General features: G+C 69.7%; 14 protein-coding genes and 1 tRNA gene. 12 read left to right on the forward strand and 3 right to left on the reverse strand.

The annotated features are described in order from the left end of the window. Positions 1–179: 179 nt before the first annotated feature. Genes OG766_RS12400 through OG766_RS12415 form a run of 4 tightly spaced genes read left to right on the forward strand, consistent with a single transcriptional unit; the run spans position 180 to position 5,215 of the window. Entirely contained in the window at positions 180–1,622 is a 1,443-nt protein-coding gene (locus tag OG766_RS12400; RefSeq protein ID WP_328725317.1) for a pyridoxal phosphate-dependent decarboxylase family protein, read from the forward strand. Further along, positions 1,606–2,886 carry a lysine N(6)-hydroxylase/L-ornithine N(5)-oxygenase family protein gene (locus OG766_RS12405; protein WP_328725318.1) on the forward strand — a complete coding sequence of 427 codons (1,281 nt, stop codon included), beginning with the start codon at positions 1,606–1,608 and terminating at the stop codon, positions 2,884–2,886. Before OG766_RS12400 ends, OG766_RS12405 begins: the two co-directional genes overlap by 17 nt. Then, positions 2,883–3,440, forward strand: coding sequence for a GNAT family N-acetyltransferase (locus OG766_RS12410; protein WP_266373999.1), 558 nt, complete (start codon positions 2,883–2,885; stop codon positions 3,438–3,440). Before OG766_RS12405 ends, OG766_RS12410 begins: the two co-directional genes overlap by 4 nt. Next, the gene (locus OG766_RS12415; RefSeq protein WP_328725319.1) at positions 3,437–5,215 is read left to right on the forward strand and encodes an IucA/IucC family protein; all 1,779 of its coding nucleotides are present in this window, start codon (positions 3,437–3,439) and stop codon (positions 5,213–5,215) included. The genes OG766_RS12410 and OG766_RS12415 overlap by 4 nt, the downstream gene beginning before the upstream one ends. 75 nt (positions 5,216–5,290) lie before the next feature. Here the strand turns inward: OG766_RS12415 and OG766_RS12420 are convergent, their stop codons facing one another. Continuing rightward, positions 5,291–6,895 (reverse strand): beta-N-acetylhexosaminidase, encoded by a 1,605-nt coding sequence (locus tag OG766_RS12420; protein WP_328725321.1) that lies wholly within the window; start codon positions 6,893–6,895, stop codon positions 5,291–5,293. A gap of 161 nt (positions 6,896–7,056) precedes the next feature. Here OG766_RS12420 and OG766_RS12425 point away from each other — a divergent pair, with 161 nt between their 5' ends. The 3 genes from OG766_RS12425 (at position 7,057) to glmS (ending at position 10,224) form a co-directional block, all read left to right on the forward strand. Then, entirely contained in the window at positions 7,057–7,980 is a 924-nt protein-coding gene (locus tag OG766_RS12425; protein ID WP_328725322.1) for a DUF4429 domain-containing protein, read from the forward strand. A 113-nt stretch (positions 7,981–8,093) separates the two neighbouring features. Beyond that, on the forward strand, positions 8,094–8,369 hold the full coding sequence (locus tag OG766_RS12430; RefSeq protein ID WP_266373992.1) for a hypothetical protein: 276 nt from the start codon (positions 8,094–8,096) through the stop codon (positions 8,367–8,369). Between the two features lie 37 nt (positions 8,370–8,406). Beyond that, positions 8,407–10,224 carry a glutamine--fructose-6-phosphate transaminase (isomerizing) gene (gene glmS, locus OG766_RS12435; RefSeq protein ID WP_266373990.1) on the forward strand — a complete coding sequence of 606 codons (1,818 nt, stop codon included), beginning with the start codon at positions 8,407–8,409 and terminating at the stop codon, positions 10,222–10,224. Between the two features lie 137 nt (positions 10,225–10,361). Here the strand turns inward: glmS and OG766_RS12440 are convergent, their stop codons facing one another. Further along, positions 10,362–10,931 (reverse strand): acetate uptake transporter, encoded by a 570-nt coding sequence (locus OG766_RS12440; protein ID WP_266373989.1) that lies wholly within the window; start codon positions 10,929–10,931, stop codon positions 10,362–10,364. 189 nt (positions 10,932–11,120) lie between these two features. Then, positions 11,121–11,642, reverse strand: a complete 522-nt coding sequence (locus OG766_RS12445) for a universal stress protein (protein ID WP_266373987.1) — start codon at positions 11,640–11,642, stop codon at positions 11,121–11,123. A gap of 348 nt (positions 11,643–11,990) precedes the next feature. On the opposite strand from OG766_RS12445, the gene OG766_RS12450 reads away from it, so the two are divergent. The 5 genes from OG766_RS12450 to OG766_RS12470 all read left to right on the forward strand — a co-directional run bounded on the left by OG766_RS12450 (position 11,991) and on the right by OG766_RS12470 (position 17,056). Then, positions 11,991–12,473 carry a hypothetical protein gene (locus tag OG766_RS12450; protein WP_328725323.1) on the forward strand — a complete coding sequence of 161 codons (483 nt, stop codon included), beginning with the start codon at positions 11,991–11,993 and terminating at the stop codon, positions 12,471–12,473. A 386-nt stretch (positions 12,474–12,859) separates the two neighbouring features. Next, on the forward strand, positions 12,860–14,059 hold the full coding sequence (locus OG766_RS12455) for a GlxA family transcriptional regulator (protein WP_328725325.1): 1,200 nt from the start codon (positions 12,860–12,862) through the stop codon (positions 14,057–14,059). 10 nt (positions 14,060–14,069) lie between these two features. Then, positions 14,070–14,675 (forward strand): oligoribonuclease, encoded by a 606-nt coding sequence (gene orn / locus OG766_RS12460; RefSeq protein WP_266373979.1) that lies wholly within the window; start codon positions 14,070–14,072, stop codon positions 14,673–14,675. Positions 14,676–14,789: 114 nt separating this feature from the next. Then, positions 14,790–14,862, forward strand: a tRNA-His gene (locus OG766_RS12465). A 580-nt stretch (positions 14,863–15,442) separates the two neighbouring features. Then, positions 15,443–17,056, forward strand: coding sequence for a TROVE domain-containing protein (locus tag OG766_RS12470; RefSeq protein WP_328725326.1), 1,614 nt, complete (start codon positions 15,443–15,445; stop codon positions 17,054–17,056). The last annotated feature ends 149 nt before the right edge of the window (positions 17,057–17,205 follow it).

Here is a 17,205-nt window from a genome sequence, read left to right on the forward strand (position 1 = left end):
CCGCACGGCAGTCGCACTCCGCCGCGCCCCGAAATGTGATCCACCTCGCTGCGTCCCCTGGGAAGCAAGGGACGAGTGGTGCAGGAACTTAGGTTAGGCTAACCTAAGTTCGACTCGCCCCCATCCCTCACCTGTCCCCGGGGGGCGGACCCCGTCCCCGTACCGGGAGGACCCTCACCATGCGCTCGCACCTGCTCAACGACACAACGGCGGAGCACTATCGGCGCTCCGTGACCGAAGGAGTCGAGCGGGTGGCGAACAAACTCGCCACGACCCGGCGGCCGTTCACCGGAGTGACCCCCGACGAACTCGCCCCCACGGTCGCCGCCGTCGACCTCGACCAGCCGCTCGGGAACGCGACCGCCGCGCTCGACGAGCTGGAGGAGGTCTATCTGCGCGACGCGGTCTACTTCCACCACCCCCGCTACCTCGGCCACCTCAACTGCCCGGTCGTCATCCCCGCCGTCCTGGGCGAGGCCGTCCTCTCCGCCGTCAACTCCTCGCTCGACACCTGGGACCAGAGCGCCGGCGGCACCCTCATCGAGCGCCGGCTCGTCGACTGGACGACCGGCCGGATCGGCCTCGGCCCCGCCGCCGACGGCGTGTTCACCAGCGGTGGCACCCAGTCCAACCTCCAGGCGATGCTGCTGGCCCGCGAGGAGGCCAAGACGGACGACCTGTCGAAACTGCGCATCTTCTCCTCCGAGTGCAGCCACTTCAGCGTCCAGAAGTCCGCGACCCTCCTCGGCCTCGGCCGCGACGCCGTCGTCTCCATCCCGGCCGACCGTGACCGCCGTATGCAGACCGTCGCCCTCGCCGCCGAGCTGGAGAAGTGCAAGCGCGCCGGGCTGGTCCCGATGGCGGTCGTCGCCACCGCCGGCACCACCGACTTCGGCTCCATCGACCCGCTGCCCGAGATCGCCGGGCTGTGCGAGGAGTACGGGGCCTGGATGCACGTCGACGCGGCCTACGGCTGCGGGCTGCTCGCCTCCCCCACCCGCCGCCACCGTCTCGACGGCATCGAGCACGCCGACTCCGTCACCGTCGACTACCACAAGTCCTTCTTCCAGCCGGTGAGTTCCTCGGCCCTGCTGGTCCGGGACGGGGTCACGCTGCGGCACGCCACGTACCACGCGGACTACCTGAACCCCCGCCGCACCATCGAGGAGCGCATCCCCAACCAGGTCGACAAGTCCCTGCAGACCACCCGCCGCTTCGACGCGCTGAAGCTGTGGATGACGCTGCGCGTCATGGGCGCGGACGGCATCGGCAGCCTGTTCGACGAGGTGTGCGACCTGGCCGCCGAAGGCTGGCAGCTGCTCGCGGGCGACCCGCGCTACGACGTCGTGGTCGAACCCCAGCTGTCCACCCTGGTCTTCCGCTACATCCCGGCCCAGGTCACCTCGCCCGCCGAGATCGACCGCGCCAACCTCTATGCCCGTAAGGCCCTGTTCGCCTCCGGCGAGGCCGTCGTCGCCGGCACCAAGGTCGACGGCCGCCAGTACCTGAAATTCACCCTGCTGAACCCCGAGACGACCGTGCACGACATCGCCGCCGTCCTCGACCTGATAGCCGGCCACGCCGAGCAGTACCTTGGAGAGAACCTTGTCCACGCCTCCTGAGCACCGTGACATCCACGATTTCATCGGTATCGGACTCGGTCCGTTCAACCTCGGCCTCGCCTGCCTCACCGAGCCCATCGACGAACTGAACGGTGTCTTCCTGGAGTCCAAGCCGGACTTCGAATGGCACTCGGGCATGTTCCTCGACGGCGCGCATCTGCAGACGCCGTTCATGTCGGACCTGGTCACCCTCGCCGACCCGACCTCCCCGTACTCCTTCCTCAACTATCTGAAGGAGAAGGGGCGGCTCTACTCGTTCTACATCCGCGAGAACTTCTATCCGCTGCGCACCGAGTACAACGACTACTGCCGCTGGGCCGCCGCCCAACTGAGCAGCATCCGCTTCAGCACCACGGTGACCAAGGTCGAGTACGAGGCCGAGGGCGAGCTGTACGCCGTGCACACCACCGGCGGCGAGACGTTCCGCGCCCGCCGGCTCGTCCTGGGCACCGGCACCCCGCCGTACGTCCCGGACGCCTGCCAGGGCCTCGGTGGCGACTTCGTCCACAACTCCCGCTACCTCCAGTCCAAGGCGGAGCTGCAGAAGAAGAAGTCGATCACGCTGGTGGGCAGCGGCCAGAGTGCCGCGGAGATCTACTACGACCTCCTCGCCGAGATCGACGTGCACGGCTACCGGCTCAACTGGGTCACCCGCTCCCCGCGGTTCTTCCCGCTGGAGTACACCAAGCTGACCCTGGAGATGACCTCTCCCGAGTACATCGACTACTTCCACGCGCTGCCGGAGACCACCCGCTACCGGCTGGAGTCGGAGCAGAAGAACCTCTTCAAGGGCATCGACGGCGAACTCATCAACGAGATCTTCGACCTGCTCTACCAGAAGAACCTCGGCGGCCCGGTCCCGACCCGGCTGCTCACCAACACCGCGCTCCACTCGGCCTCGTACGAGGACGGCACGTACACCCTGGGGCTGCGCCAGGAGGAGCAGGAGAAGGACTTCACGCTCGACACCGAGGGCCTGATCCTGGCCACCGGCTACAAGTACGTCACTCCTGAGTTCCTGGAGCCGGTGCGCGACCGGATCCGCTGGGACGGCCAGGGCCGCTTCGACGTCGCCCGCAACTACGCCGTCGACACCACCGGGCGCGGCATCTTCCTGCAGAACGCGGGGGTGCACACGCACTCGATCACCTCGCCCGACCTGGGCATGGGCGCGTACCGCAACGCGTACATCATCGGTGAGCTGCTCGGCAGCGAGTACTACCCCGTAGAGAAGACGATCGCGTTCCAGGAGTTCTCCGTATGAGCACCACCGCCCCCGCCCTGGGGACGTTCTCCGTCCGTCCCCTCGACCCGATGGCCGACGCCGAGCTGCTGCACGGCTGGGTCACCCACCCCAAGGCCGCGTTCTGGATGATGCAGGACGCCAAACTCCACGACGTCGAGCGGGAGTACATGGCGATCGCGGCCGCCGAGCACCACGACGCGTTCATCGGCCTGCACGACGGCGAGCCCGCGTTCCTGATGGAGCGGTACGACCCGAAGCACGTCGAGCTGGTCGGGCTGTACGAGCCCGAGCCCGGCGATGTCGGCATGCACTTCCTGGTCGCCCCGACCGAGAACCCGGTGCACGGATTCACCCGCGCCGTGATCACGGCGGTGATGCGGGAGCTGTTCGCGGACCCGGCGACTCGGCGCGTCGTCGTCGAGCCCGATGTCTCGAACAAGGCCGTGCACGCGCTCAACGAGGCCGTCGGCTTCGTACCCGAGCGCGAGATCGACAAGCCCGAGAAGAGGGCGCTGCTCAGCTTCTGCACCCGGGAGCAGTTCGAGGCCGCGGTGGGAGGCGAGGCCCGGTGAACCCCGTCGAGAGCGTCTCCCACCTCACCCCCGAGCTGTGGGCCGAGGCCAACCGCCTGCTGATCCGTAAGGGCCTCGCCGAGTTCTCCCACGAGCGGCTGCTCACGCCCGGTGACCTGGGCGAGGGCCGGTACGCGGTGTCGAGCGACGACGGCAGGACCGAGTACCGGTTCACCGCCGGCCGGCTCGCGCTCGACCACTGGCAGGTCGACGCCGCCTCTATATCCCGCCACCGCGACGGTGCGCAGCTCCCGCTGGACGCCCTGGAGTTCTTCACCGAACTGCGCGGCGCGCTCGGCCTGTCCGACGCGATCCTGCCGGTCTACCTGGAGGAGATCTCCTCCACCCTGTCCGGTACGGCGTACAAGCTCACCAAGCCCGACGTGTCCGCCGCCTCGCTCGCCGCGGCGGACTTCCAGGCGATCGAGACGGGGATGACCGAGGGGCACCCGTGCTTCGTCGCCAACAACGGGCGGCTCGGCTTCGGCATCCACGAGTACCACCGGTACGCGCCGGAGGCCGCGGCCCCGGTCCGGCTGCTGTGGGTGGCCGCGCATCGCTCCCGCGCGACCTTCACGTCCTGCACGGACCTCGGCTACGAGAACCTGATGCGGGCCGAGCTGGGCCAGGAGACCCTGGACCGCTTCGACGCCCGGCTGCGCGGCCTCGGTCTGGACCCGGACGACTATCTGCTGATGCCGGTCCACCCCTGGCAGTGGTGGAACAAGCTCTCCGTCACCTTCGCCGCCGAGGTGGCCCAGCGCCGGCTGGTCGCGCTCGGCGAGGGCGAGGACGCGTACCTGGCCCAGCAGTCGATCCGTACGTTCTTCAACACCAGCGACCCGGCCAAGCACTACGTGAAGACGGCCATGTCCGTCATCAACATGGGCTTCATGCGCGGCCTTTCGGCCGCGTACATGGAGGCCACGCCCGCCATCAACGACTGGCTGGCCTCGCTCATCGCGAGCGACGACGTCCTGCGGGCGGCCCGCTTCTCGATCATCCGCGAGCGTGCGGCGGTGGGCTACCGGCACCTGGAGTACGAGGCGGCCACGGACCGCTTCTCGCCCTACCGCAAGATGCTCGCCGCGCTCTGGCGCGAGAGCCCGGTGAACACGATCCAGGACGGTGAGCGGCTGGCCACGATGGCCTCGCTGCTGCACGCCGACCGGTCGGGCAAGTCGTTGGCGGGCGCGCTGATCACCGAGTCGGGGCAGGCGCCCGAGGTGTGGCTGCGCCGCTATCTGGACGCCTATCTGCTGCCGGTGCTGCACTGCTTCTACGCGTACGACCTCGTCTACATGCCGCACGGCGAGAACGTCATCCTCGTCCTCGACGAGGACGGCTCGGTGCAGCGCGCGATCTTCAAGGACATCGCCGAGGAGATCTGTGTGATGGACCCGCACGCGGTCCTTCCGCCGATGGTGGAGCGGGTCCGCGCCGAGGTCCCGGAGGACATGAAGCTGCTGTCGGTCTTCACCGACGTCTTCGACTGCTTCTTCCGGTTCCTCGGCGCCACGCTGGCGACGGAGGGCGTACTGGACGAGGACGCGTTCTGGCGGACGGTCGCCGAGTGCGTGACCGCGTACCAGGAGTCGATGCCGCATCTGGCCGACAAGTTCGCCCAGTACGACATGTTCACCGAGGAGTTCGCGCTGTCCTGCCTCAACAGGCTGCAGCTGCGCGACAACAAGCAGATGGTGGATCTGGCGGACCCGTCGGGCGCGCTCCAGCTGGTGGGCACCCTGGAGAACCCGATCGCACGGTTCCGGTAAGCGGGACGACAAGCCGGCGGGCGCCCTGCGGAGTACGGTCCTCCGCAGGGCGCCCGCTTCGTCGTTCCCCCTGACCTATCCGGCGGGCCAGGGCACCTGCGGCGAGCGGTAGTAGTCGATGCCGAGCGCGGCCATCCGCGGCCCCTGCGCCGCGAGCCGCACCTTGTACGCGTCCCAGTCGTGCGTGGACGCCGGGGACCAGCCGAGTTCCGCGACGCCTGGCAGCCTCGGGAAGGCCATGAACTCGATGTGGTCGCTGGTCGAGATGGTCTCCGACCAGAGCGGCGCCTCGACCCCGGCGATCGACGACGCGGGCGCGCCGGGCAGATACGCGCCCGGGTCCCAGTCGTAGGAGCGCTGTACCTCGACATAGCCGGCCCAGGCCAGGCCCAGCGGGGTGTCCTTGTCGTACTTCATGTCGAGGTAGATCCGGTCGGCGGGCGACAGGATCAGCTTGGTGCCGTTCTGCGCGGCCTTGGCGACCTGTGCCTTCTCCGCGGCGCTGGTGCCGTCCAGACCCCAGTACTGGGCGACCGCGCCCTCGACGGGCTCGGCGCCGGTCAGCTGGTGCCAGCCGACCACGGTCTTGCCGTACTTGGCGACGACGGCCTGGGCCTTGTCCATGAACGCCACATAGTCCTCGTGGCTGGTGGAGTGGGCCTCGTCGCCGCCGATGTGGAGGTACTTGCCGGGCGTGAGCGCGGCCAGTTCGCGGACGACGTCGTCCACGAAGTCGTACGTCACGGCCTTCGGCACGCACAGCGAGCTGAAGCCGACGGCCGTGCCGGTGTAGAGCGGCGGGGCGACGCCGTCGCAGTTCAGCTCCGCGTACGAGGACAGCGCGGCGTTGGTGTGGCCCGGCATGTCGATCTCCGGGATCACCTCCAGATAGCGGGAGGCGGCGTGGGCGAGGATCTCCTTGTACTGGGCCTTGGTGTAGTACCCGCCGGGACCGCCGCCGACCTGGGTGGAACCGCCGTGGGTGGTGAGCCGCGGCCAGGAGTCGATGGCGATGCGCCAGCCCTGGTCGTCGGAGAGGTGCAGATGCAGCTTGTTGATCTTGTAGAGCGCGAGCTGGTCGATGTAGAGCTTGACCTGGTCGACGGTGAAGAAGTGCCGTGAGACGTCGAGCATCGCGCCGCGGTGGCCGAAGCGCGGGGAGTCGGTGATGGTGCCGCCCGAAATCTGCCACGGGCCCGCCTGGCGGGTGTCCTTCTCCACGGCAGCGGGCAGCAGCTGGCGGAGCGTCTGGACACCGTGGAAGAGGCCCGCCGGCTTGCGGGCGGTGATGGTGACCCCGCCGCGTCCCGACTCCAGCCGGTAGCCCTCCTCGCCGAGGCTCCTGTCGCGCGAACCGAGCGCGAGACGGATGCCGCCGCGGCCGTGGTCGTCGGTGACCGGCAGCGCGTAGCCCGTGGACGGGCGCAGTACGGCGGCGAGATAGGAGCCGATGCGGCGAGCATCGCGCGAATCGTCGTCGACCCGGATCCGGGTGGCGGCGGTGAGGGTGTACGGCGCACCGGCCGGCCGTACGGAGGCGGGTGCCGGGACGATCTCACCGAGCGGTCTTGCGGCGGTGGCCTGCGCCGGAGCGGGGGCGGCTCCGACGCAGGAGATGCCCGCCGCGGCGACCAGCAGCAGCGAACCGAGAAGACGGGGGAACGTTCTGCGCTGTCTCACAGGCTGGATCCCTTCCGAGGGGCGTCACGACTGTGGTGCTGAGCAACCGAACGGTCACCATGCGTACCGTGCGCCTCAGACGTGGTCAAGGTGTAGACCACTTCCCGGGACCGGATCTGCGGAGCCGGAGCCTCCGCGGAGCGGGTGCGACAATCGCACGCATGGCGGAAATCATCCAGAAGGACGGCACTTGGGCCTTCGACGGCGACGTGGTCCGGATCGTGCCCGGCAGCGGCGGCAAGACGCATCCCGTGCGGCAGGCCCTCGGTGAACTCGCCGTACCGCTCCAGGCGTTGGCCGGCGTCGCGTTCGAACCGGGGCGGCGCAGCGGACGGCTGCGGCTGAAGCTGCGCGACGGCAGCGACCCTCTCCTGCTGGCCGCCGACGGCCGACTGCCCGAGACCTCCGATCCGTACCGGCTGACCGTCGACAACGACCGGACCGGCGTGGCCGAGTACTTCGTGGACGAGCTGCGCAACGCCCTGCTGCTGGACCAGGTCCCGGAAGGACCGGTGGACCGCTTCCTGCTGTCCGGCCCCGCCGTGCCCGTCTCCGGCGGCGGAGGTGACGGCACCGCGGCCTTCGACGGTGAGGCGATCAGGCTCTCGTGGAACTGGAAGGCCGAGGAGTCCAAGAGCGCGTCCGGCGCGAGCACCTTCCCGCTCGCCGAGGTGACCGGGGTGCGGTGGCTGCCCGCGATCGGCCTGGAGAACGGCCATCTGCGCTTCACCCTGCGCGGCCGGCCCGCCTCCGGCCCCGCCAAGTACGACCCGTACGCCCTCGACCTGTGGGGGCTCTCCCGCAAGGAGCACACCGCCGTCCTGGTCGCCGCCGCCGTGATCGCCAGGCTTCCGCACCCGAGATCTCCCCAGCAGGACGCGACGCCGCCGGCCGAGCTGCCCACGTCGAGGTCGGCGGTGGCGGCGCCCGCACCCGCCACCCCTGCCGCCCCTGCCGTCCCGGCCGCCGACGATCATGACGTACTGCTGCGTCGGCTGCGTGAGCTGGGAGAACTGCACCTGGCGGGGATCCTGACCGAGGAAGAGTTCTCCGCGGCCAAACAGGCCGTCCTCAAACGCATGTGAGACGGCCCGTAAAGCTGCCGTAAATACCGGCTGTAACCATGATCACGCAGGTTTCTGCCCGAAATCGGGCAGGAATGTTGCGTTGAGGCCGACAGTGACCCCAATATCTACGGGTGCTCGAACGCCGCTCGTCCCATGACGATCTCATCGACCACCTGGTGCGCAGCACCGCGCTCCAGCGCGGTGAAGCGGCCCGGGTGGTGCTCGATGTGCTGGCGTTCTTCGACGAGACCACCGAGGAATTCGTCCGTCGGCGCCACCGCGAGCTCCAGTCCGGCGGGGCCGTGAACACGGACATCTTCGAGCGGATCGCGGCCGAGCTGCCGTACCGCGCCGTGGCACCCCCGGAGCTGTCGCTGCGGCAGCTGCGCCGCATCGTCTACGGCTGAGCACACACCTGAACGTCATCGGAGGGGCAGAGACTCTATGTGCGGAATCGTCGGTTACATCGGGAAGCGCGATGTCGCGCCGCTGCTGCTGGAAGGACTGGCGCGGCTGGAATACCGGGGCTACGACTCCGCGGGCATGGTGATCAGCAGCCCGAAGTCCGCCGGGCTGAAGATGGTCAAGGCCAAGGGCCGCGTCCGTGACCTGGAGGCCCGCGTCCCCAAGCGCTTCGCCGGCACCACCGGCATCGCCCACACCCGCTGGGCCACGCACGGAGCCCCCAGCGACGTCAACTCGCACCCGCACCTGGACCCCGAGAACAAGGTCGCGGTGGTCCACAACGGCATCGTCGACAACGCGTCCGAGCTGCGCGCCAAGCTGGAGGCCGACGGCGTCGTCTTCGCCTCCGAGACCGACACCGAGGTGCTCACCCACCTGATCGCCCGCTCCCAGGCCGACTCCCTGGAGGAGAAGGTCCGCGAGGCGCTCAAGGTCGTCGAGGGCACGTACGGCATCGCCGTCATGCACGCCGACTTCAGCGACCGCATCGTCGTCGCCCGCAACGGCTCGCCCGTCATCCTCGGCATCGGCGAGAAGGAGATGCTCGTCGCCTCCGACGTCGCCGCGCTGATCGCCCACACCCGCCAGGTCGTCACCCTGAACGACGGCGAGATGGCCACCCTGAAGGCCGACGACTTCCGCACGTACACGACCGAGGGTTCGCGGACCACCGCCACTCCCGAGACCGTCGAGTGGGAGGCCGCCTCCTACGACATGGGCGGCCACGACACGTACATGCACAAGGAGATCTCCGAGCAGCCCGACGCCGTGGACCGCGTGCTGCGCGGCCGCATCGACGACCGGTTCTCCACCGTGCACCTGGGCGGCCTCAACCTGGACGCCCGCGAGGCCCGCGGCATCCGCCGCGTCAAGATCCTCGGCTGCGGCACCTCGTACCACGCGGGCCTGATCGGCGCCGGGCTCATCGAGTCCCTGGCCCGTATCCCCGCGGACTCCGAGCCCGCCTCCGAGTTCCGCTACCGCAACCCGGTCGTGGACCCCGACACCCTCTACATCGCCGTCTCGCAGTCCGGTGAGACGTACGACGTGCTCGCGGCCGTCCAGGAGCTCAAGCGCAAGGGCGCACGGGTCCTGGGCGTGGTGAACGTGGTCGGCTCCGCGATCGCCCGTGAGACGGACGGCGGCGTGTACGTGCACGCGGGCCCCGAGGTCTGCGTGGTCTCCACCAAGTGCTTCACCAACACGGTCGTCGCCTTCGCGCTGCTCGCGCTGCACCTGGGCCGCATCCGTGACCTGTCCGTCGCCGACGGCAAGCGGATCATCGAGGGCCTGCGCAAGCTGCCCGCGCAGATCTCCGAGATCCTCGAGACCGAGGACGAGATCAAGAAGCTCGCCGCCGAGTACGCCGAGGCCAAGTCGATGATGTTCATCGGCCGGGTGCGCGGCTACCCGGTGGCGCTGGAGGCCTCCCTGAAGCTCAAGGAGATCTCCTACATCCACGCCGAGGCCTACCCGGCCTCCGAGCTGAAGCACGGCCCGCTGGCGCTGATCGAGCCCGCGCTGCCGACCGTCGCCATCGTCCCGAACGACGAGCTGCTGGAGAAGAACCGCGCCGCCCTGGAGGAGATCAAGGCCCGCAGCGGCAAGATCCTCGCGGTCGCGCACCAGGAGCAGGAGAAGGCCGACCACACGATCCTCGTCCCGAAGAACGAGGACGAGCTGGACCCGATCCTCATGGGCATCCCGCTCCAGCTCCTCGCGTACCACACGGCCCTGGCCCTGGGCCGCGACATCGACAAGCCGCGCAACCTCGCCAAGTCGGTGACGGTGGAGTAGTTCCGCCCGCTTTCGAAGGCCGAGGAGACGGCCGGAGAAGCGACTGAGGCGACCCCCTTGCGCACGCCACCAGTAGCGCGAGGGGGTCGCCTCTTTTCCGTTGCCGGCGCCGTCAGGACGACGCCGGCTGTGGCCGCTCAGCCGGTGGCCGTCACCCCCCGGCCGGCAGCACGCCCGGTGAAGGTGGGCCAGTGCGCCAACGCCGCGGTGGCGCCGTACCAGGCGGCGAGCCCCGCCACGGCGCCGACCCAGCCGCCGGCCTTGGCGAGACCGTCGTTCTGCGCGAACGACGCGATGGCGAGGAGCAGCATCGAGACGAACAGCAGCCCGTAGACGCCCTGTCCGAAGACTCCGCTGCCCGCGGAGGCGGCGGTGAGGGTGAGTGCCAGCAGCGCGAACAGCAGCAGGAAGAGTCCCGCGGCCTCCGCCGAGACCTCCGCGCCCGCGCCGGTGCCCCAGGTGAACCAGAAGGCGCCGAGGCCCGCGAAGGCCGTACCCGTACCGCCGTTGCCCGCACGGAACTCGAGCAACCCGACGATGAACAGTGCGACCCCGCCCACCCAGGTCGCGAGCGATGCGGCGTCGGACGCCGCGACATTGTCGATCACACCGGTGTTGCCGACACCGAAGGCCAGCAGAGTCAGACCCAGTGCGAGGTGGCCGAGAGTAGTTGACGTGGCGCTTCCCGCGGAGACTTCGTTGTCCACGGCGGGCTCCCTTCGTGCGCGCGTTGGTGCTGTGTCCCAGCCACCCTTATGTACCCTTCACAAGCGCACAATCCACCCTGTACGGACGAGTAGATTTGACGGTCGTCAAAAAGTTATGAAACGTGGCCCGACCTGGAACGACCCGGCAGAACGAGGGGTGACGAGAGGGCCTGGTGAGACTCAGGGGACTCAGGGAATGACGACGACGGGACGCTGCGCACGACGCGCGAGCCGGCCGGCGACCGACCCGAAGATCCGTCCGACGATGCCGTGCGTGGAGCCGACCACGATGGCGTCCGCCGAATACTCTCGGCCGACTTCCTCGAGCTCGTGGCAGATGTCGCCGCCGCGCTCCACGAGGATCCACGGCACCTCGGACAGGTAGTCGGCGCAGGCCAGTTCAAGCCCCAGCACCTCGGTGCGATGGTCCGGTACGTCGACGAAGACCGGCGGTTCGCAGCCCGCCCACACGGTGGTGGGGAGGCGGTTGGCGACATGCACGATGATCAGGCCCGAACCGGAGCGCCTGGCCATGCCGATGGCGTACGCGAGCGCCCGCTCACTGGAGGTCGATCCGTCGAAACCGACCACGACTCCGTGCCGGAAGGCAGGATCGCAGGAATGACGTGACTGTGCCGCCGCCTGCAGATCCGACGAGGGGTCGGCGACCTGCTTGCGGTCCGCGGGTTCGGGAAATTCGTGACCGGCCATCGGTTTTCTCGGCGTTCAGATCCTCAAGGGGAGGACGACGGTTGGCAGCGGAGCTCTGTCCGGGAATCATCTTCCCAACCCCATACCCCTAAGGGTACGGCGACACTCCTCGCCTGCCCAGAGCTCGTAGCCCTACTCGCGGCGCGCCAAGGAGCAGGCGTTCCAGGGAGCATGCACGAGCACGCTCTGTATGGCAATGGCGCCTGCACCGTACAGGCTTCGCCCCGGCGCGACCGCTCACGGACAATGGCCCGCGGCACCTGCGGTACCCGCGGTGCGGGCGCAGTGACCGCAGGACCGCGGCCCTCGTTGGTACACGGACCCCCGACCCCGCCGCCTGGAGCTTCCGTGCCCGTACCCCCGGCCCGTCGCGCCTCCGTTCCGACGCCCGCCCGGGCCCCGGCACGGGGCCGTCGCAGGGCGTCGCGGCCGGCGGCCCCGCCCGTGGCGCCCTCCGGTGTGCCGGCGGCCCGGCCGGGCCGCGGGGGCGCCACGGGCCGCGCGGGCTCCCGGGGCTCCGGGACCCCGCGGAGCGCCGACGGTGGCGGTGTCCGGGGCGAGGGCGGCGGTGCGCCGGTGGGCGCCACGGCGGGCGACTCCGTGGGCGAGGTGGTCCGCTGGGCGACTTTCAGCTGTGCCCTGGTCCCGGTCGTTCTGGTGGCGTACGGCGCACCCGTCGGAGGGGCCGTCGCGGTCGCGCTCGGCCTGGCGGCCGTGACCGCCGCCTGCGCGGCGCTGATGCGCCGGTCCGAGCGCGCCGCGGCACGTCCCGTACGGACGAGCGGGCGCAGAGGCGCGGGCAGGCGCGCACGGAAGACTCCGGAGAGCTGACGGGTTCGCACGCGCGCACCCGTATATTTTCAGCCAACTTCCCGGCTGCGGTGATTCCTTGGGGAAATGACCCGTCAACCCCCGTGCGACCAGGGAAGAAAGGACCGCACGCACCGCACGCACCCTACGGGGATGGGCCATGAGTGCGACGCGCACTTCCCTGCGCGGCCCGTGGATGAAACGCTTCGTGATCGAATGCTTCGCGCCAAGTTGCCTTGTCGACAATGTGCCGGATCGAGAACTTGTCACGCCGGCACCACGGGACGCAGTAGATTCGATCATGAGTATCGAAGGCTGGGGACTCGTGCAGAACCGAGGGGAAACGTGCAGGAGCGACAGGTCCGACAAGAACGGGGAGACGCGAACACCGAGGGGGGCTTAGCGTCATGAGTCAGGACTCCGCCGCGCCGGAGGCCGTACGGAAGCTGTCCGGGCGCCGCCGCCGGGAAGTCGTCGCGGTGCTGCTGTTCAGTGGCGGCCCGATCTTCGAGAGTTCCATTCCGCTCTCGGTGTTCGGAATCGACCGCCAGGATGCCGGAGTTCCCCGCTACCGGCTGCTCGTATGCGCCGGAGAGGAGGGCCCCCTGCGGACCACAGGGGGACTCGAACTCACCGCGCCGTACGGGCTGGAGGCGATCGGAAGGGCCGGCACCGTCGTGGTACCGGCCTGGCGGTCCATCACCTCACCACCGCCACCGGAAGCGCTCGACGCGCTGCGCCGCGCCCACGAGGAAGGGGCCCGCATCGTCGGGCTGTGCACCGGGGCGTTCGTACTGGCGGCAGCGGGGCTGCTGGACGGCCGTCCGGCGACCACACACTGGATGTACGCGCCGACACTGGCCAAGCGCTATCCGTCGGTCCACGTCGACCCGCGGGAGCTCTTCGTCGACGACAGCGACGTACTGACCTCCGCCGGGACCGCGGCAGGCATCGACCTCTGCCTGCACATCGTCCGGACGGACCACGGTGTGGAGGCCGCCGGGGCACTGGCCCGCCGGCTGGTCGTCCCACCACGGCGCAGCGGCGGGCAGGAGCGCTACCTCGACAGATCTTTACCCGAGGAAATCGGCTCCGACCCGCTCGCCGAGGTCGTGGCCTGGGCGCTGGAGCACCTCCACGAGCAGTTCGACGTGGAGACCCTGGCGGCGCGCGCGTACATGAGCAGGCGGACCTTCGACCGCAGGTTCCGCTCACTCACCGGCAGCGCTCCCCTGCAGTGGCTGATCACCCAGCGGGTGCTGCAGGCGCAGCGACTGCTGGAGACCTCCGACTACTCCGTCGACGAGGTCGCGGGCCGCTGTGGCTTCCGCTCCCCGGTGGCGCTGCGCGGCCATTTCCGCCGCCAGCTGGGCTCCTCCCCGGCCGCGTACCGGGCCGCCTACCGGGCCAGGCGCCCACAGGGCGAGTCCGGTGGGCCTCCGGGGCCGGAGCATCAGGTGGTTCCGGCACAGACCTCCGGGGCACAGTCGAGGCGGCACCCGGCCGCCGCGGCGGCGTCCGGGGGGCCTCCGGAACCGGGCAAACCGGGCTCCGACGCCTACGCTCCCGGCCGTCCGGCGCTCCCGGGTCAGCGGAGTGCGCCATAAGGTAGGACGCATGAACGATCGCATGGTGTGGATCGACTGCGAGATGACCGGGCTCTCGCTGGCCGACGACGCACTCATCGAGGTGGCCGCCCTGGTCACCGACTCGGAACTGAACGTGCTCGGTGAAGGGGTGGACATCGTGATCCGCCCGCCGGACGCGGCGCTCGAGACCATGCCCGAGGTGGTGCGGCAGATGCACACCACCTCGGGCCTGCTCGACGAGCTCGCGGCCGGCACGACCCTCGCCGACGCCGAGGAGCAGGTCCTTGCGTACGTACGTGAACACGTCAAGGAGCCGGGCAAGGCCCCGTTGTGCGGAAACTCGGTCGGCACCGACCGCGGCTTCCTGCTCCGCGACATGCCGAAGGTGGAGGAGTACCTCCACTACCGGATCGTCGATGTCTCCTCGGTCAAGGAGCTGGCCCGCCGCTGGTACCCGAGGGCGTACTTCAACAGTCCGGAGAAGAACGGCAACCACCGGGCACTCGCCGACATCCGCGAATCCATCGCCGAGCTGCGCTACTACCGCGAGGCGATCTTCGTCTCCCAGCCCGGCCCCGACTCCGACACGGCGAAGACGATCGCGGCACGCCACGTCCTGCCCGCGTCCCCTTAGGACCCGGGCGCCCGTGTACAGGGTCCCGCGACAGGAGCACGTAAACGCGGGCGCGAGCACCCTCTCGGACCCTGTACACTTTTTCTCGGCCGGTCGGGAAAGCGACCGGTCATGGTGGGTGTAGCTCAGCTGGCAGAGCACCTGGTTGTGGTCCAGGATGTCGCGGGTTCAAGTCCCGTCACTCACCCTGATCGATCAGCCGGTGACCTGGAAACAGGTCACCGGCTGATCTTTTTTGTCCGCCGCCGGAAGCGGCCGGAGATCGCCGGGACGGGCCGCAGGCCGGAACGGCCCGGCCGGAAAAACTCGCGCGACCGCGGATGACCTTCGTGGCTACAGTTGCGCTCAGCCCAGGTGCGAAGGAGCGGGTTACTTCCACTGTTAATGGGGTGGTTGTGGGTTCGAGTCCCACCGACGGCCGGAAGGCCGCCGTAGCTCAATCGGCAGAGCACCTTGTCACCTGCACCGAACTTGACCTCTGGGCGCACAACTTCACGCACCTCCCGGTGCGCAGGCCCGCGGCTACTTCTTTGGGTGAACCACGCCGCGCGGCCGTTCTGGATCTCGGGAGGCACACAGCATCGGGGCGCCCGGTGCGCAGGCAACGGGTACTTCTCCTGTCAAGAGCGAGACGCGGGTTCGAATCCTGCCGCCGGCTTCGTGCCGGTGTCGTCCAGCGGCCCAGGACACGTACGTCCCCGTCGCCGACCCTGATCTCGGGCGCCCCCTTGCTGAGCCTCTCCTCCACAGTGAGGGGGACGTTCTTCATGGCACGCTTCAACACCCGCACCGCCCGCCCCGCGGGCAGCTCGCCCGTGACCACCACCGGGCGGACGACCACGACGTACGAGGGCGCGACCGGGCACCTCCGGGACGCGAAGAGCGAACTCTTCCTCCTCTCGATCAGCAACCTCGTCGGCGTCGACACCTTCTACGAGGCGGGCGCCGAGCGCGACGACCGCTTCGAGCGGCTGGTCCGCCGGCTCGCGGTCGAGGACCCCGAGTGGACCGCCGGCCTGCTCGCGTGGCTGCGTACCGAGGGCAACATGCGTACCGCCGCTCTGGTCGGCGCGGCCGAGTTCACCGCCGAGCGCCTCCAGCGCCAGGCGCCGGGGCACTCGCGGCAGGTCATCGCCTCCGTCCTGCGGCGCGCGGACGAGCCGGGTGAGCTGCTCGGCTACTGGACCTCGCGCTACGGCCGGGCCGTCCCCAAGCCCGTGAAGCGCGGGATCGAAGACGCTCTCGGGCGCCTCTACACCGAGCGGGCTCTGCTCAAGTACGACACCGACTCGAAGGGCTACCGCTTCGGCGACGTCGTCGAGCTGGTCCACCCGAAGCCGGCGGCCGCCTGGCAGGGCGACCTGTTCAAGCACGCCATCGACCGGCGGCACGGCCGGGGCGAGGACATACCCGAGAGCCTGCGGATGCTGCGCGCTCGCGCGCACCTGATGAGCCGACCCGTCGAGGAGCGGCGCGCGCTCGTCGCCGAGCCGGCGGCGCGGACGGCGCTCAAGGACGCGGGCATGACGTGGGAGTCGCTGGCGGGCTGGCTCCAGGGGCCGATGGACGCCGCGGCGTGGGAAGCCGTGATCCCGTCCATGGGGCTGATGGCGCTCGTACGGAACCTGCGGAACATGGACCAGGCCGGGGTGTCCGACGAGGTCGCCGCCCAGGTCGCGGCGAAGATCGCGGACCCGGAGCAGGTGCGCGCCTCGCGCATGTTCCCGTTCCGGTTCTGGGCGGCGTACAAGCACGCGCCCTCGCTTCGGTGGGCGCACGCCCTGGAGACGGCACTGCGGCACTCGCTGTCCGACGTGCCCGCGCTGTCGGGGCGGACGCTGATCCTGGTCGACCGCTCGCCGTCCATGTTCCCGGGCTACGGCTACTCGACGCCGAACCGGTCGGACATCCCGCTCGCCGAGCAGGCCGCGGTCTTCGGCGCGGCCCTGGCGGTGCGCGCGGCCGCGCCGACGCTGGTGGAGTTCGGCATGACCAGCTCCGTGGTGGACGTACCCAAGGGCGGCAGCGTGCTCAGGCTGATCGAGCGCTTCGGCCAGATCCAGGGCACGGACATCCCGTCGGCGGTCAAGCAGCACTTCGCCGGGCACGGCCGGGTCGTCATCGTCACCGACGAGCAGACCCGGGCGGGCTGGCTGCCGTCGAACTGCCACGGCCACTGGGGCGGCATGCCCGAGACGCGGATCGACGACCTGATCCCGAAGAGCGTGCCGGTGTACATGTGGAACATGGCGGGATACAAGGCCGGTGCGATGCCGTCGGGTTCGGGGAACCGGCACACGCTGGGCGGGCTGACGGACTCGGCGTTCGGGCTGATTCCGCTGCTGGACGCGGGGCGGGATGCGAAGTGGCCTTGGGAGTAGCGGGGAAGCAGGCCCTCGCATGCGGATGCGACGGCGATCAGCTGGGTGAGGCGGTCCGCTCCCGTCCTTCACCCTGATCGGTCAAGGTCCGGCCTGGGGGAACAGGCCGGGCCCTCGTCGTGTCGGACCTCGGTCCCCGTTGCCGGACC

Origin of the sequence: Streptomyces sp. NBC_00259 (assembly GCF_036181745.1) — a bacterium.
GTDB lineage: Bacteria > Actinomycetota > Actinomycetes > Streptomycetales > Streptomycetaceae > Streptomyces > Streptomyces pratisoli.

What these genes read in the sequence shown, in the direction of transcription:
- glmS (WP_266373990.1), top strand. Translation starts at nt 8,407, where the DNA reads ATGTGCGGAATCGTCGGTTACATCGGGAAGCGCGATGTCGCGCCGCTG.
- OG766_RS12470 (WP_328725326.1), top strand. Translation starts at nt 15,443, where the DNA reads ATGGCACGCTTCAACACCCGCACCGCCCGCCCCGCGGGCAGCTCGCCC.
- OG766_RS12425 (WP_328725322.1), top strand. Translation starts at nt 7,057, where the DNA reads ATGGCGGAAATCATCCAGAAGGACGGCACTTGGGCCTTCGACGGCGAC.
- OG766_RS12455 (WP_328725325.1), top strand. Translation starts at nt 12,860, where the DNA reads ATGAGTCAGGACTCCGCCGCGCCGGAGGCCGTACGGAAGCTGTCCGGG.
- orn (WP_266373979.1), top strand. Translation starts at nt 14,070, where the DNA reads ATGAACGATCGCATGGTGTGGATCGACTGCGAGATGACCGGGCTCTCG.
- OG766_RS12410 (WP_266373999.1), top strand. Translation starts at nt 2,883, where the DNA reads ATGAGCACCACCGCCCCCGCCCTGGGGACGTTCTCCGTCCGTCCCCTC.
- OG766_RS12445 (WP_266373987.1), bottom strand. Translation starts at nt 11,642, where the DNA reads ATGGCCGGTCACGAATTTCCCGAACCCGCGGACCGCAAGCAGGTCGCC.
- OG766_RS12400 (WP_328725317.1), top strand. Translation starts at nt 180, where the DNA reads ATGCGCTCGCACCTGCTCAACGACACAACGGCGGAGCACTATCGGCGC.